A 14352-nucleotide genomic window follows, 5' to 3' on the forward strand; every position below is an offset into this window, starting at 1 on the left:
GACCTGCTGAGGTGCTGGACCGGCACCTGCACCACCTGCGGCCGCCCCCTCAAGACCAGCAGAACCAGAGCCAGAACCTAACGAAGCACTACTAGAGCCGGTCGAGGAACCCGAGCAGGGCCGCGTTGAAGTCCTCGGGCTTCTCCATGTTCGGGTAGTGGCCGGTGCCCTCGATCGTGGCGCTGCGGCCGTCCCGCACGGTGGCGGCCAGGCGCTCGGCCGCGGCGTGCAGGCCGGCCGGTTCCAGGGCGCCGTTCAGCGTCAGCAGCGGGACCCCGATCTCCGGCGCGCGGACCAGCGTGCCGGTGACGGGCACGTGCCAGTCGGTCTCGCCGGGCGTGTGCTTGGCGATCGTGTTCAGGGCCATCTCGCGCAGCCGGCGCAGGACGTCCCGGTCGACGTCGTCGGTCGTGCGGTGCGGGCCGGCCACGCCCCGCAGGAACGCGGCGAGCCAGCCCTCGACGTCGCCGGCGGCCAGGGCGCGGCCGGTCTCGGCCTGGAGGTCCCGGTGCCAGGCGTCCGTGTACCGCCAGTCGCCGGTCACGGCGCCGCAGGTGACCACCGCGCGGACCAGGTCGGGGTGTTCCAGCACCGTGTCGGTGGCGATCACCCCGCCCATCGAGAGGCCGACGAGGACCGCGGGGCCCGCGTCGAGGTGGCGCAGCAGCCCGGCGAGGTCGTCGGCCCAGCGGAAGGGCCGGGTCGCGTTGGCGGAGGACCCGTGGCCGCGTACGTCCGGTGCGACCACCCGGTACCGGGCGGCGAGGGCCGGTATCTGGGCCGCCCAGACGCGGTGGTCGGCGAACCCGGAGTGCAGCAGGACCACGGGCTGCCCCGAGCCGGTGTCGAGGTAGGCGAGGTCGCCGTCGGCGGACGGGAAGAAGCGGAGTTCCGCGGCGGAAGTCATGACAACCAAGGTGTCATCATCTCCCCGCTTTGACAACCTGGATGTCATGATGGCCGGGTGAACGACACCGACAGGCCCCTCGCCCCCGACGAACTCGGCCGCCGCCTCACCGAGGTCTTCGACCTGGTGGGCCCGCTCTACCGGCGCGTGCAGCGCAAGGTCGAGCAGGGCGAGGCGATCGAAGGGCTGTCCGTCGGGGTGCGCGCGGTGCTGGACCTGCTGCACAAGCACGGACCCATGACCGTCCCGCAGATGGGCCGGGCGCAGGCGATCAGCCGGCAGTTCGTCCAGCGCATGGTCAACGACGCCGCGGCCCGCGGCCTGGTGGAGAGCGTCCCCAACCCCGCGCACCGGCGGTCCTCGCTGATCCGGCTGACGGACGACGGCCGCGCGGCGATCGCCGCGGTCCTCGCGCGCGAGCACGCCCTGCTGCGGGAGACCGGCGGCGACCTGACGGCGGCCGACGTGTCGGCGTGCCTGCGCGTCCTCGGCGAGATGCTCAGGCTCTTCGAGGACGTCGACGTCGGCTGACCCCGCCGGCCGGCGCCCCGGCCGCTCCGCTACTCCCCCATCACCAGCCCGTCCTGAGCGGCCCCCCGGCTGAGCACCACGTCGCGGATCCGGTCCCGGACGGCGTGCAGCCCGGCGCCCTCCGCGAGCGCCCGGTTGACATTGACCACCCGCCCGGCGTCGACGTCGAACCACTGGGGGACGAACTCGGCCTTCGTGACCTCCCAGCGCTCACCGGGCCGGGCGGGCGGGGAGAAGGCGAAGCGGGCGAGGGTGGACTGGTTGCCGCGCGGGTCCTGCACGCCCCGGTCGTTGGACATGGAGCCGGCGATCTGGTTGCCCATGCCGTACACCACCCAGGTGCCGTTGACCTTCTCGTAGGCCTGCGGGACGTGGGCGTGCGTGCCGAGGACGAGGTCGATGTCCGGGCGGTCGCCGGTGCGGGCGGCGGTGAGCCGGCGCGCCAGGTCCAGCTGCCGCTCGTCGGGCGCGTCCTGCCACTCCGTGCCCCAGTGCACGGAGAGCACGACCACGTCCGCGCCCGCCTGCCGGGCGGTCCGGGCGTCCGCGACGATCCGGGCCTCGTCGATCAGGTTGACGGCCCACGGCTGGTCGGGCGGGAGCGGCCGGTCGCCGCCGGGGAAGGTGTAGGCGAGGTGGGCGATCTTCGCGGAGCCGGCGTAGTGCAGCGTGACGGCGGCGGCCTCCTGCTCGGTGCGCGCGGAGCCGGCGTGCCGGACGCCCGCGAGGTCGAGGGCGTCCAGGGTGCGGCGGATGCCGTCGACGCCGTCGTCCAGGGTGTGGTGGGAGGCGGTGGAGCAGCCGTCGTAGCCGGTGGCGGCGAGCGCCGGGGCGATCTCGGGCGGGGACCGGAAGGTGGGGTAGCCGGTGTAGAGGCCGCCCTCGCCGTACACGGTCTCCATGTGGCACAGCGCCAGGTCGGCGTGGGAGACGACGGGGCGGACGCCGGAGAGCATGGGACGGAAGTCGTAGGCGCCGCCGCCGCCGTCGAAGAGGCCGCGCTCGATGATCGAGCCGTGCGGCAGGATGTCGCCGGAGGCCACCAGGGTGAAGCCGGCGGCGCCCGTGGCGACCGGCGCCGGACGGCCGACGGCGGGCGGTTCGTGCTGGCGGGCGGCCTGGTAGGCCGCGCCCGTGGCGAGGACGACGGTCAGAGCCAGGGCCACCTGTCGACTGCGTGCGATCATCCGTTCACCCCGTCGAGGTCGTATTTACGCACAAACAGGTAAGAAGCCTCACGCCTGCCGACGCGGCTCCGACACGCCCATTAGCCCGTCCGGCGGACGGAGAACGCCGCCGCGGAGCGGCCGGCGGGTGGCGGGACGAGGCGCTCCGGGCCGGCCGGCGGCGGTGGAGTGCGGCGTTCCGGGCCGGTCGGCGGGCGGTGGCGGCCCTTCCGACCGTTCGTCGAACCGTTCGTCGCAGCGATCGACCGTCCGTCGCACATCCGTGTGCGCGCCCTGTGCGGCGGCGGCCCCCTGCGGTGGCATACGGCTCATGACCGCCGGAACCACTCTCACGAACGGGACGACCGCCGAGCACGAGCTCGCCGCACTGCAGCGCGAGCACGGCCGGCCCCTCTTCGCGCTGCTGCTCCGGCTCTGTGACGGTGACCGGCAGCGCGCGGAGGACCTGGTGCAGGAAACCCTGGTGCGCGCCTGGCAGCATCCCGAAGCCCTGCGCGCCGACGACTTCGACTCCGTCCGCCCCTGGCTGATGACGGTCGGGCGCAGGCTCGCGATCGACGCGCGGCGGGCCCGGCAGGCGCGGCCGGCGGAGGTCGGGGACGCCGTGCTGGAGAACGCGCGGGTGATCTCCGACCACGCCGAGCGCGCCGCGGCGGCGCTGGACGTCCGGGAGGCTGTGAAGACACTCACTCCGGAGCACCGTGAAGTCCTGGTGCTCGTGTATTTCCAGGGGGCGAGTGTGGCGGAAGCGGCGCAGGCCCTGGGGATTCCGCCCGGTACCGTGAAGTCCCGCGCTTACTACGCGCTGCGCGCCCTGCGCAGGGTTTTGCCGGGATACGCCCCCGACCTGCGGTGAAACCGAGAGCCGAGTCAAACCTCCGTAAAGCGCCTTGCCGCGGACCCCGGTTGAGTAATCGGCTGTCCTCATCCGTGTTCCGGGTGGGGGGGCCGGGCAGCGGGGTCGGGTGACGCGCAGGTACCGGAGGAAGGCGGGAAGGAATGCTGGACAGAGGACACGAGGGCACGGACGGCGTCGACGGCGGCGACCTGATCGTTCCCATGGCGTGGATGTACGCCGAGTACATCGCGGACGAACTGCTGCGGAGCGGCGATCTCATGCCGCCGACCTCCTTCGAGTTCCGCGCGGGGCGCGACGCTCTCGCGCTCACCATCTTCCTGGCCGACACCGAGGGTGAGCTGTCCGGCATCCGGGTCGTCACGCAGCTGGAGACCTGGCTGTCGCTGACGGCGTACGACCAGCCCTGGCAGGAGTGGGTGCGCCGGCGGCTGACCGAGGTCGCCTCCGAGGCGGCGGCGGCCGGCCGGCCCGCCCCGGACGTGGAGCTGGCCGAGGCGGCGTGGCACTGGCTGCAGGAGACCGAGCTGCTCGCACCCGACCTGAACGCGGTGCCGGGCAAGGGGCCGGTGACCGGCGAGGACGAGGGTCCGAAGGTGTGGACGCCGGCGTGGCAGCTGGGGCTGCCGCTCGGGCACCTCGCCATCCATCTCTTCTGACCGCGGCCGGGGCACGGTCCGGCGCGATCGCCAGTCGGGATTTTTTCCGGCCGGGACCAATCCGCGGGCCGGGCCGCTCCGAATCCCCCGGCGGGATTCCGCGCCCGCCGTGAGTGATTCGGCCGACTGGTACGTACCGATGGGAGCAAGGAGTAACCCCACCCGCACCCAACGGCACGAGGATTCGGCATGAGGTCCCTGGAGAGGCATCGTGACGTCGGCGCCTACGCGCTCGGCGTGCTGGACGAGGTGGAGGCGTTCCGCTTCGAGGACCACCTGATGGAGTGCCCCCGGTGCACGGCACAGGTCACCGAACTCGGGCCGACGACACGGCAGTTGATGCTGTACCGGCGGTCGACCCCGCGGTTCGCGCACCCGATGGCGAAGCCCGGCCCGGGGATGCTGGACCGACTGCTGGCCGAGGTGGCGGCCCGGCACCGGGCCGGACGGCGGCGGCTGCTGCTGGCCCTGGCCGCGGCCGTGGTGCTGGCGGCGGCCGCGCCCGGGGTCGCGGTCATGGCGGGCGGTGCCACCGGGCGGGCCGAACGGTTCGCCGCGACCGACACGCGGTCCGGGGTGTGGGCGCAGGTCACGGCGGAGGACGAGGTCTGGGGCAGCCGGGTGCGGCTGGAGGTCAAGGACGGGGCGGGGCCCCGCGCCTGCCGCCTGGTCGTGGTCGGCCGGGACGGCTCCGAGGAGACGGTGACCAGCTGGACCGCGCCCGGCCACGACGCCCGCTCCCACACCATGCGGGGCGGTTCGGCCAAGCACCCGGACGACATCGTGCGCTACGAGGTCCGCACGGACGACGGGGAGCACCTGGTGACGCTCCGGCCGGGTTAGACCGCCCCGCGGCCACCGGCCCCTCCCGGCGCCCTCCGGCGCGTTGGCGATGCTCCCGGCTCCCTCTCCGGCGCGTGCCGGCCGGTCCCCGCCGGCCACCCGGACGGCCCCGCCCCCGTGCTCCCCGCCGGCCCACGCCACCGGGCACCGCGCCCGTCGCGGTGTGACACTGCTGAGCGACGCACCGGACGTGACCCACCGGACGTGACACGGCTCGAGGAGGGGAGACGGGTGACGACGTCGGACGTCGGCGACGACCGCCTGGAGGCGTTCCTCGCCGATCCGGAGAACAGCACACTGGACCTGTCCACCGCGGTGGCGCGCTGCTCCAGGGCCCTCGGGCTCCGGCACTCCGTGGTCTACCTCGCCGACCTCCAGCAGCGCCGGCTGGTCCCGCTGACCGACGTGACCTCGGCACTGCCCGTCGACGGCTCCCTGGCCGGCTGGTCGTACCGCACCCAGTCCCTGCGGGTCGAGGAGTCCGGGGCGGGCGGCATGACGGCCTGGTTCCCGCTCGTGGACAGCGCCGAACGGCTCGGCGTCCTCGCGGTGCACTCCCCCGCCCTGACCCCCGTCACCCTGCGCCACGGCCGGGCCCTGGCCACCCTGCTGGGCATGATGATCACGTCCAAGCGGACGTACAAGGACTCCTTCGTGCGGCGGACCCGTACGGAACCGATGCGGCTGCCCGCCGAGATGCTGCGCGCCTTCCTGCCGCCCCGCACCATCGGCACCGGGCACGTCGTCTCCACGGCCGTGCTGGAACCGGCCTACGAGATCGGCGGGGACGCCTTCGACCACTCCCTCACCGAGACGACGCTGCACGCCTCGGTGTTCGACGCGATGGGCCACAACCTGGCGTCGGGGCTGACCACCGCGGTGTCCCTGGCCGCGTGCCGCAACGCCCGCCGGACCGGGGCGGACCTGCCCGAGCTGGTGGAGTGCGTCGACAACGCGCTCGGGGAGTGGCTGCCCGACCAGTTCTGCACGGGCGTCCTCGCCCAGCTGGACCTGGTCGGCGGGACGCTGCGGTGGATCAACTGCGGCCACCCGCCGCCGCTGCTCATCCGGGAGCAGCGGCTGCTCGTCGACGCCCTGCGCCGGGAGGCGGATCCCCCGATGGGGCTGCCGTTCCTGCTGGCGGGGCGGCCGCGCCGGACGCACGAGATCGCCCTCAGGCCCGGCGACCGCGTGCTGATGTACACCGACGGGGTCATCGAGGCGCGCACCCCCGACGGCAGCGAGTTCGGCCTCGAACGGTTCGCCGACTACGTCATCCGGGCCACGGCCGCGGGCGAGCTCGCCTCCGAGACACTGCGGCGCCTCATCCACTCCATCCTCGACTCGCCCAGCACCGGCCTGCGCGACGACGCGACCATCCTGATGTTCGAGTGGTGGCCGCCGGCCCCGGAGCGCTGAGCGGCCCGCGCCCCGCTCCGGCAGCCGGGACGGCCCGCGGTCCGCGGGCGGCTCGCCGTCCGTACGGCGGGCCGGGCGGTACCGGAGGGAGGAGCCGCCGAAGGGCCGGAGCCCGCGCCGGTGTCCGGGGCACGCGCGGGGCCAGGGCCCCTTGCCGGGGCACGGCGGGCCGCCGGGAGAGGTACGTCTTCAGGACGCCGCGGCCACGGGCAGGACCGGACGACCTCGCGGCCGACGCGGTGCCCGGTCAGGAAGTCCCCGAGCGCCCGGGCCCCGGGCAGTGCGGGCACGCGTCCGGGGCCCCGGCCGGAATGCTCGGCTCAGCCGTCCCCGCGCTGCCCGGGCCCGTCCGGCGCCGCGAACTCGCACCACACGCACTTGCCGCCCCCGCGCGCCTCCACGCCCCACACGTCGGCGAGCAGCTCGACCAGCAGCAGGCCCCGCCCGGAGACGCCCGACTCGCCCGCCTCCCGGCGGCGGGGCAGGGCGCTGGAGGAGTCCTCGACCTCGACGCGCATCCGCCGCTCGGGGCCGGTGGGGACCCGCAGGGTGACGACCGCGGAGCCCTCGGTGTGCATGAGGGCGTTGGTGATCAGCTCGTCGGCGACCAGTTCGATCTCGTCGGCGCGGTCCCCGGCGCCCCAGGCGGCGACCGCGGCGCGGATCATGTGGCGGGCCTCGCCGAGGGCCTCCGGGTCGCCGGGCGCGACGTGCTGCTGGAGCCGGCCACCGGACCGCGGGGAGTCCGGCATCCGGCGGCGCAGCAGGAGCAGCGCCACGTCGTCGTCGCCGCCGCGCTCCTCGGCGACCTCGATGAGCAGGTCGGCGAGGTCCCGCACGTCGTCGGGGCCGGTGACGATGAGCCCGGTGAGGTCCCGCATGCCGTCGTCGAGGTCGGCGCCGGGCTGCTCGACCAGGCCGTCGGTGCACAGCAGCAGGGTGGCGCCCGGGTCGAGCTCGACGATGCCGACCGGGTAGGCCAGGCGGCCGAACTCGGCGGACAGTCCGAGCGGCAGGCCGCCCGCGACGGGGACGCGGCGGCAGGTGCCGTCGGGCTGCCGCACCAGCGGGTCGATGTGCCCGGCCCGCACCACCTGCACGACCCCGGTGGACAGGTCGGCCTCGGCGTACAGGCAGGTCGCGAAGCGGTCGGTGTCCAGTTCGTGGAGGAAGACGGAGGCGCGGGCCATCACGGTGGCCGGCGGGTGGCCCTCGGCGGCGTAGGCGCGCAGCACGATGCGCAGCTGGCCCATGACGGCCGCCGCGTGCGTGTCGTGGCCCTGGACGTCGCCGATGACCGCGCCGACCCGGCCGCCCGGCAGGGGGATCAGGTCGTACCAGTCGCCGCCGATGTCCCGGCCGAGGGAGCCGCCGATGGTGGCGGAGCGGTAGCGCACGGCGATGTCGGCGCCGGGCACGCTGGGGATGGTGCGCGGCAGCATCGCCTGCTGGAGGCTCTGCGCCAGGTCGCTCTCCTGCTCGTAGAACATGGCGCGCTGCAGGCTCTGCGCGATGCTGCTGCCGAGGGCGATCAGGACGTTGCGGTCCTCCGCCGAGAAGCCGTGCCGGTCGCTGTAGAGCAGGCCGAGCGCGCCGATGGGCCGGGCCTGGACGATCAGCGGCATGTAGGCGGCCGAGCTGATGTCCAGGCCGGTGATGTGGGGCCAGAGGACGGGGTAGCGTCGCGCGAACTCCTCCGGGGACTCGATGAAGCGCGGCGTCAGGGTCCGCACGACCTCGCTCATCGGGTACTGCTCGTCGATCCGGGTGACGCGGGTGCCGGGGACGAAGCTGCCGCGGGGCCCCTCGGCCACCAGCCGGATGCGGCCGGCCTCGACCAGGCCCAGGACGAGGCTGGTGGCGCCCAGGTGGGCGAGGCCGTGGGTGTCCTGGACGACGTCGATGACGTCGCCCACCGTGCGGGCGTGGGCGAGGGCGGCGGTGGTGATCTGGACGACGTTGGTCTGCTGGCGGCGGAACTCGTCCTGGGCGGCCCGCTCGCGCCTCGCCTCGCCCTCGCTGAGCTCCTGGGTGGCGTCCCGGACGATGCCGATGATGCGGAGCGGCCGGCCGGTCTCGTCGCGCCGGATGTAGCCCTGGGTATGGGTCCAGCGCAGCGTGCCGTCGCGGCGGCGTATGCGGAAGTAGACGCCGTAGTTCTCGCTGCCGTCCTTCAGCGCCTGCGAGACCGCGGCGTCCAGGCGCAGGGCCTCGCCGGGCGGCACCCGCTTCGACAGGGTCGCGGGGTGGTCGTCGTACTCGTCCGGGCGCAGGTCGAAGACCTCGTGGGCCTGGGCGTCCATCTGCATCAGGCCGGCGTCCAGGTCCCAGTCGAAGCTGCCCATGCGGTTGAGCGCCAGGATCGGATCCGGGTGGGCGGGCCAGTCGTCCGGGAGTGACAGGGCGCTCGCTCCCCGATCAGCCATGGGCCCACCTTGCCAGGATCCGTCCGATTCTTCGACCGGTGCGCCGGGTACGCGCGGTGACGGGCCGCACGGACCGGCCCACCCCATCCTTTTCACCACTATCGTCTGATTTACTCACGCATCAGCCGTACCGGGGCCGGACCCGAGCCCAGGGAGGAGCGCCAGGCCGTGGACTGGTTCACCGCACCCGACTACTGGCTGACCCGACTGGTCTTCCAGCGGGGCCTGGCGGCGCTCTACCTGGTCGCGTTCCTGGCGGCGGCGCTGCAGTTCCGCGCGCTGCTCGGCGAGCGCGGCATGCTGCCGGTGCCCCGGTTCACCGAGCGGGTGCCGTTCCGGCGGGCGCCGAGCCTGTTCCAGCTGCACTACTCGGACCGCTTCTTCGCGGGCTGCGCCTGGACGGGCTGCGCGGTGGCGGCGGCCCTCGTCGCCGGGCTCGACGCGCTGCTGCCGCTGTGGGGCGCGATGCTGCTGTGGCTGGTGCCGTGGGTGCTGTACCTGTCGATCGTCAACGTCGGACAGACCTGGTACTCGTTCGGCTGGGAGTCCCTGCTGCTGGAGGTCGGCTTCCTCGCCGTGTTCCTCGGCAACGACGAGGTGGCCCCGCCGCTGGTGGTGCTGTTCCTGCTGCGGTGGATCCTGTTCCGGGTCGAGTTCGGCGCGGGGCTCATCAAGATGCGCGGGGACGAGTGCTGGCGGAAGCTGACCTGCCTGGACCACCACCACGAGACCCAGCCGATGCCGGGACCGCTGAGCTGGTTCTTCCACCATCTGCCCCGTCCCCTGCACCGCGTCGAGGCGGCCGCGAACCACGTCACCCAACTCGTGGTGCCGTTCCTGCTGTTCGCCCCGCAGCCGGTCGCCACGGCCGCCGCGGCGCTGATGATCGCCACCCAGCTGTGGCTGGTGCTGTCGGGCAACTTCTCCTGGCTGAACTGGATCACCGTCGTGCTGGCCCTGTCGGCGGTGCGCCTGCCCGCCGATCCGCCGCCCGTGCCGGACGCCCCGCTGTGGTACGTGGTCGTGGTCCTGGCGGTCGCCGCGCTGCTGGTGGGCCTCAGCTACCACCCGGTGCGCAACATGCTCTCCCGCCGCCAGGTGATGAACCGCTCCTTCGACCCGCTCCACCTGGTCAACACCTACGGGGCGTTCGGCAGCGTCAGCCGGGTGCGCTACGAGGTGGTCGTCGAGGGCACCGCGGACGACAGGCCGCGCGAGGACTCCGACTGGCGGGAGTACGAGTTCAAGGGCAAGCCGGGCGATCCGCGCCGCTGGCCGCGCCAGTTCGCCCCCTACCACCTGCGGCTGGACTGGCTGATGTGGTTCGCGGCGCTCTCCCCCGCCTACGCCGGGGCGTGGTTCGGGGCCCTGGTGGAGCGGCTGCTGGAGAACGACCGGGACACGCTCAGGCTGCTGCGCCGCTCGCCGTTCCCGCCGGACGAGCCGCCCCGCTACGTCCGCGCCCGCCTGTTCCGCTACCGCTACACGACCTGGCGCGAGCTGCGGGAGACCGGCGCGTGCTGGGAGCGGACGTACGTGCGGGAGTACCTGCCGCCGACCCGGCTCACGACGGCGGTTCACAGGCCGTAGACGCGGGCGGCGGTGGTCCGGAAGAGGCGGGTGCGGTCGTGCGGGCCGGCCAGGTCGTCCGCGAGGGCGACGACGTCCGGGTACGGCGCGGCGAGCGTGCTCACCGGCCAGTCGGAGCCGAACATCAGCCGCCCGTCCCCGAAGGCCTCCAGCACCACGTCGGCGTACGGGCGCAGGTCCCGCACCTGCCAGGTGGCGGGGTCGGCCTGGGTGACCAGGCCGGAGAGCTTGCAGACGGTGTTGGGCAGGGCGGCGAGGGCGCGGACGCGGGACGCCCAGGGTTCGAGCTCGCCGGAGGCGACCGGCGGCTTGCCGAGGTGGTCCAGGACGAAGGTGAGGCCGGGCAGCGCGGCCGCGGCCTCGACGCAGGCGGGCAGCTGGTGCGGCAGGACGACCAGGTCGTGGACGAGACCGGCGTCGGCGACGGCGGCCAGCCCGCGGCGTACGTCGGGGCGCAGCAGCCACCGCGGGTCGGGCTCGCCCTGGACCTGGTGCCGGACGCCCTTGAGGTACCGGCCGCCCGGCAGCTCCCTCAGCCGGGCCAGCTCCCCGGCCACGTCCGGGCGGGTCAGGTCGGTCCAGCCGACCACGCCCGCGATCAGCTCGTGCCGGTCGGCCAGGGCCAGGAGCTCCGGGGTCTCCGCCGCGACGGTGACGGTCTGGACGAGGACGACGCGGTCGACGCCGGCCGCCCGCGCGCCGGGGGCCAGGTCGTCCATCGTGAAGGTGCGCCGCAGCGGGCCCAGGCCGGGTCCGGAGAGCCAGTCCTGGTCCCGTACGGACAGGTCCCAGACGTGGACGTGCGCGTCGACGGCGCTCACGGCGGCGGCCCGCTCACGACGGCTCCCCGGGCACGGGGGCGTCGGGCGGCAGGACGCCGGTCGCGCGCAGCTCCTGCCAGAACGCGGCGGGCACGGGCGCCGCGAACTGGTGCGCGCAGTCGCTGACTTCGTGCGCCGAGCGGGCGCCGACGAGGACGCTCGCGACGGCCGGGTGGGCGGCGCAGAAGGCCAGGGCGGCGGCGCGCAGGGTGGTGCCGTGGCGGTCGGCGACGGACTTCAGGCGCAGGGCGCGGTGCAGCAACGCGGGGGACGCCGTGGCGTAGTTGTACGTCGCGCCCGGCTTCGGGTTGGCCAGCAGACCGGAGTTGAAGGCGCCGCCGATGACGACGGAGGTGCCGCGCTCCTGCGCCGCCGGCAGCAGCTCGGTGAGCGCGCGCTGGTCGAGCAGGGTGTAGCGGCCCGCGCACAGCACCACGTCGACGTCGGTGTCGCGGACGAAGCGGGTGAGCATCTCGGCCTGGTTCATGCCGGCGCCGATCGCGCCGACCACCCCTTCCGAGCGCAGTTTCTCCAGCGCCGGGTAGCCCTCGCGGAAGGCCTGTTCGCCGTGCCGGTCGGGGTCGTGGAGGTAGACGACGTCCACGCGGTCGAGGCCGAGGCGCTCCAGGCTGGCCTCCAGGGTCCGGCGCACGCCGTCGGCGCTGAAGTCCCACACGCGCCGGTGGGTGGCGGGCACGGCGAAGCCGTTGGCGAGGTCGTCGCCGCCGCCGTCGGCGGGTTCCAGGCGGCGGCCCACCTTGGTGGAGACGGTGTAGGCGGTGCGGGGGCGGCTGCGCAGGGCCGCGCCGAGCCGGCGTTCGGACAGGCCGAGGCCGTAGTGGGGGGCCGTGTCGAAGTAGCGGATGCCGCGCTGCCAGGCGGCGTCGACGGCCGCGCGCGCCTGCTCCTCGCCGACCGCGGTGTAGAGGTTGCCGATGCCCGCCGCGCCGAAGGACAGGGCGCTGACCCGGACGTCGCTCCTGCCGAGCCGCCTCACCGCCCGGCCTCCGGGCGCACCCGCAGGCCCTGCATGCCGCCGTCGACCGCGAGGGCCGTGCCGGTGGTGGCGCCGGAGAGCGGACTGGCCAGGTAGGCGACGGCGGCCGCGACCTCGGCGGCGCCGACCAGGCGGCCGGTGGGCTGGCGGGCCTCCAGGGCGGCGCGTTCGGCGGCCGGGTCGGGCGCCGCGTCGAGCAGCCGGCCCACCCAGGGGGTGTCCACCGTGCCGGGGTTGACGCAGGTGACGCGGATGTTCTCGCGGACGTGGTCGGCGGCCATGGCGAGGGTGAGGGAGTACACGGCGCCCTTGGTCGCGCTGTACAGGGCGCGCTGCGGCAGGCCCGCGGTGGCGGCGACGGAGCAGGTGTTGACGATCGCCGCGTGCGCCGAGCGGCGCAGGTGCGGCAGGCAGGCGCGGGCCGTGCGGACCATGCCGACCACGTTGACGTCGAAGACGCGGTGCCACTCGTCGTCGGGGTTGTCCTCGACGGTGCCGCGGGCGCCGATCCCGGCGTTGTTGACCAGGACGTCCAGGCCGCCGAGCGCGCCGACGGCGGCGGCGACGGCCTCCCGCACGGACGTGTCGTCGGAGACGTCGGCGCGGTGGGCCAGCAGCGGTTCGCCGACGGCCGACGGGTCCAGGTCGAGGACGGCGACCCGGGCGCCGCGCTCGGCCAGGAGGCCGGCGGTGGCCCGGCCGATCCCGGAGGCGCCGCCCGTCACCAGGGCTCTGAGGCCCTCGAAGTCGCTCATGCCGACTGCCCTTCCTTCCGCTCGGGGCCGGCGGCCCAGTAGGTGCCGCCGGGGTAGCTGTAGCGCGCGATCGACTCGGGCCGCATGGCCGCCGAGAAGCCCGGCGCGGTGGGTGCCGCGTAGTGACCCTGCCTGATCACCACCGGATCGAGGAAGTGGTCGTGCAGATGGTCGACGTACTCGATGACCCGGTCCTCGGTGGTCCCGCTCAGTGCCACGTAGTCGAACATCGACAGGTGCCGGACGAGTTCGCACAGGCCGACGCCGCCGGCGTGCGGGCAGACGGGGACGCCGGACCTGGCCGCGAGCAGCAGGATCGCCAGGTTCTCGGGGACGCCTCCGACGCGGGCCGCGTCGATCTGGACGACGTCGACGGCACCGGCCTGCAGGAGCTGCTTGAAGACGATCCGGTTGTGCGCGTGCTCGCCGGTGGCCACCTTCACCGGGGCGACGGCCCGGCGGATCGCGGCGTGGCCGAGCACGTCGTCGGGGCTGGTGGGCTCCTCGATCCAGTACGGGCCGAACCCGGCGAGCGCCTTCGTCCAGCGGATCGCCTCGCCGACGTCCCAGCGCTGGTTGGCGTCGAGCGCGATGCGCACGTCCGGGCCGACGGCCGCGCGGGCGGCCCGGCAGCGGCGGACGTCGTCGTCGAGGTCGGCGCCGACCTTCAGCTTGATCTGCCGGAAGCCGTCGGCGACGGCCCGGGCGGCGAGCCGGGTGAGCTTGGCGTCGTCGTAGCCGAGCCAGCCGGGCGAGGTGGTGTAGGCGGGGTAGCCCCGCTCCAGCAGCAGGGCCGTGCGCTCCTCGGCGCCCTGTCTGCCCCGGCGCAGGAGGTCCAGCGCCTGCTCCGGGGTGAGGGCGTCGGTGAGGTGGCGGAAGTCGATCTGCCGTACCAGCCATTCCGGTTCGGCCTCGGACAGCAGCCGCCACAGGGGCTTCCCGGCACGCTTGGCCGTCAGGTCCCACACGGCGTTGACGACCGCGCCGATCGCCATGTGCATCACGCCCTTCTCGGGTCCGAGCCAGCGCAGCTGGCTGTCGCCGACGAGGTCGCGGTTGAGGGTGGAGGGGTCGGCGCACAGCTCGTCGACGGCCCGCCCGACCACGTGCCCGCGCAGCGCCTCGATCGCGGCGACCTGCACCTCGTTGCCCCGCCCGATGGTGAAGGCGAACCCGTGCCCCTCGTGGCCGTCGGCCGCGTCGGTGCGCAGCACCACGTACGCCGCCGAGTAGTCGGGGTCGGGGTTCATCGCGTCGGAGCCGTCGAGCTCGCGGGAGGTCGGGAAGCGGATGTCGTACGTGTCGACCGCGGTGATACGGGGGCCGGTCGGGGGCGTCGGGGACACGGAGGCCTTTCGGTC

Annotated in this window: 13 protein-coding genes; 6 read left to right on the forward strand and 7 right to left on the reverse strand. The window is 74.4% G+C overall.

The features are described 5' to 3' along the window. Nucleotides 1-91: 91 nt before the first annotated feature. On the reverse strand, nucleotides 92-907 hold the full coding sequence (locus tag ACIF8T_RS32645) for an alpha/beta fold hydrolase (protein WP_400040061.1): 816 nt from the start codon (nucleotides 905-907) through the stop codon (nucleotides 92-94). Nucleotides 908-964: 57 nt separating this feature from the next. Here ACIF8T_RS32645 and ACIF8T_RS32650 point away from each other — a divergent pair, with 57 nt between their 5' ends. Then, nucleotides 965-1438, forward strand: a complete 474-nt coding sequence (locus ACIF8T_RS32650; RefSeq protein ID WP_400040063.1) for a MarR family winged helix-turn-helix transcriptional regulator — start codon at nucleotides 965-967, stop codon at nucleotides 1436-1438. Nucleotides 1439-1467: 29 nt separating this feature from the next. Here ACIF8T_RS32650 and ACIF8T_RS32655 read toward each other — a convergent pair whose 3' ends face one another. Continuing rightward, complete coding sequence (locus ACIF8T_RS32655; RefSeq protein WP_400040064.1) at nucleotides 1468-2625, reverse strand: CapA family protein; 1158 nt, start codon at nucleotides 2623-2625, stop codon at nucleotides 1468-1470. A 310-nt stretch (nucleotides 2626-2935) separates the two neighbouring features. On the opposite strand from ACIF8T_RS32655, the gene ACIF8T_RS32660 reads away from it, so the two are divergent. The 4 genes from ACIF8T_RS32660 to ACIF8T_RS32675 all read left to right on the forward strand — a co-directional run bounded on the left by ACIF8T_RS32660 (nucleotide 2936) and on the right by ACIF8T_RS32675 (nucleotide 6402). Then, nucleotides 2936-3481, forward strand: coding sequence for a sigma-70 family RNA polymerase sigma factor (locus tag ACIF8T_RS32660; protein ID WP_400040065.1), 546 nt, complete (start codon nucleotides 2936-2938; stop codon nucleotides 3479-3481). A 143-nt stretch (nucleotides 3482-3624) separates the two neighbouring features. Further along, on the forward strand, nucleotides 3625-4140 hold the full coding sequence (locus ACIF8T_RS32665; protein ID WP_400040067.1) for a hypothetical protein: 516 nt from the start codon (nucleotides 3625-3627) through the stop codon (nucleotides 4138-4140). Between the two features lie 189 nt (nucleotides 4141-4329). Further along, nucleotides 4330-4983: a zf-HC2 domain-containing protein gene (locus ACIF8T_RS32670; protein ID WP_400040068.1), complete on the forward strand. Its 654-nt coding sequence runs from the start codon at nucleotides 4330-4332 to the stop codon at nucleotides 4981-4983. A 231-nt stretch (nucleotides 4984-5214) separates the two neighbouring features. Continuing rightward, nucleotides 5215-6402 (forward strand): PP2C family protein-serine/threonine phosphatase, encoded by a 1188-nt coding sequence (locus ACIF8T_RS32675; protein WP_400040069.1) that lies wholly within the window; start codon nucleotides 5215-5217, stop codon nucleotides 6400-6402. Between the two features lie 320 nt (nucleotides 6403-6722). Here the strand turns inward: ACIF8T_RS32675 and ACIF8T_RS32680 are convergent, their stop codons facing one another. Further along, entirely contained in the window at nucleotides 6723-8828 is a 2106-nt protein-coding gene (locus ACIF8T_RS32680; protein WP_400040070.1) for a SpoIIE family protein phosphatase, read from the reverse strand. A gap of 168 nt (nucleotides 8829-8996) precedes the next feature. On the opposite strand from ACIF8T_RS32680, the gene ACIF8T_RS32685 reads away from it, so the two are divergent. After that, nucleotides 8997-10418, forward strand: a complete 1422-nt coding sequence (locus ACIF8T_RS32685) for a lipase maturation factor family protein (protein ID WP_400040072.1) — start codon at nucleotides 8997-8999, stop codon at nucleotides 10416-10418. On the opposite strand, the gene ACIF8T_RS32690 is transcribed toward ACIF8T_RS32685, so the two are convergent. The 4 genes from ACIF8T_RS32690 to ACIF8T_RS32705 are packed head-to-tail and all read right to left on the reverse strand — an operon-like array spanning nucleotide 10406 to nucleotide 14337. Then, the gene (locus ACIF8T_RS32690) at nucleotides 10406-11239 is read right to left on the reverse strand and encodes an amidohydrolase family protein (RefSeq protein WP_400040073.1); all 834 of its coding nucleotides are present in this window, start codon (nucleotides 11237-11239) and stop codon (nucleotides 10406-10408) included. The genes ACIF8T_RS32685 and ACIF8T_RS32690 overlap by 13 nt on opposite strands. A 13-nt stretch (nucleotides 11240-11252) precedes the next feature. Next, complete coding sequence (locus ACIF8T_RS32695; protein ID WP_400040074.1) at nucleotides 11253-12236, reverse strand: aldo/keto reductase; 984 nt, start codon at nucleotides 12234-12236, stop codon at nucleotides 11253-11255. Beyond that, nucleotides 12233-12991 (reverse strand): SDR family NAD(P)-dependent oxidoreductase, encoded by a 759-nt coding sequence (locus ACIF8T_RS32700; RefSeq protein WP_400040076.1) that lies wholly within the window; start codon nucleotides 12989-12991, stop codon nucleotides 12233-12235. Before ACIF8T_RS32700 ends, ACIF8T_RS32695 begins: the two co-directional genes overlap by 4 nt. Beyond that, a complete protein-coding gene (locus ACIF8T_RS32705) occupies nucleotides 12988-14337 on the reverse strand; it encodes an enolase C-terminal domain-like protein (RefSeq protein WP_400040077.1) in 1350 nt (449 codons plus the stop codon). Before ACIF8T_RS32705 ends, ACIF8T_RS32700 begins: the two co-directional genes overlap by 4 nt. Nucleotides 14338-14352: the final 15 nt, after the last annotated feature.

It is taken from the genome of Streptomyces sp. NPDC085946 (assembly GCF_044540485.1).
In the GTDB taxonomy this organism is placed as follows: Bacteria; Actinomycetota; Actinomycetes; order Streptomycetales; family Streptomycetaceae; genus Streptomyces.

Coding starts and splice junctions, on each gene's coding strand:
- ACIF8T_RS32660 (WP_400040065.1), top strand. CDS start 2,936: ATGACCGCCGGAACCACTCTCACGAACGGGACGACCGCCGAGCACGAG.
- ACIF8T_RS32670 (WP_400040068.1), top strand. CDS start 4,330: ATGAGGTCCCTGGAGAGGCATCGTGACGTCGGCGCCTACGCGCTCGGC.
- ACIF8T_RS32700 (WP_400040076.1), bottom strand. CDS start 12,991: ATGAGCGACTTCGAGGGCCTCAGAGCCCTGGTGACGGGCGGCGCCTCC.
- ACIF8T_RS32680 (WP_400040070.1), bottom strand. CDS start 8,828: ATGGCTGATCGGGGAGCGAGCGCCCTGTCACTCCCGGACGACTGGCCC.
- ACIF8T_RS32665 (WP_400040067.1), top strand. CDS start 3,625: ATGCTGGACAGAGGACACGAGGGCACGGACGGCGTCGACGGCGGCGAC.
- ACIF8T_RS32645 (WP_400040061.1), bottom strand. CDS start 907: ATGACTTCCGCCGCGGAACTCCGCTTCTTCCCGTCCGCCGACGGCGAC.
- ACIF8T_RS32655 (WP_400040064.1), bottom strand. CDS start 2,625: ATGATCGCACGCAGTCGACAGGTGGCCCTGGCTCTGACCGTCGTCCTC.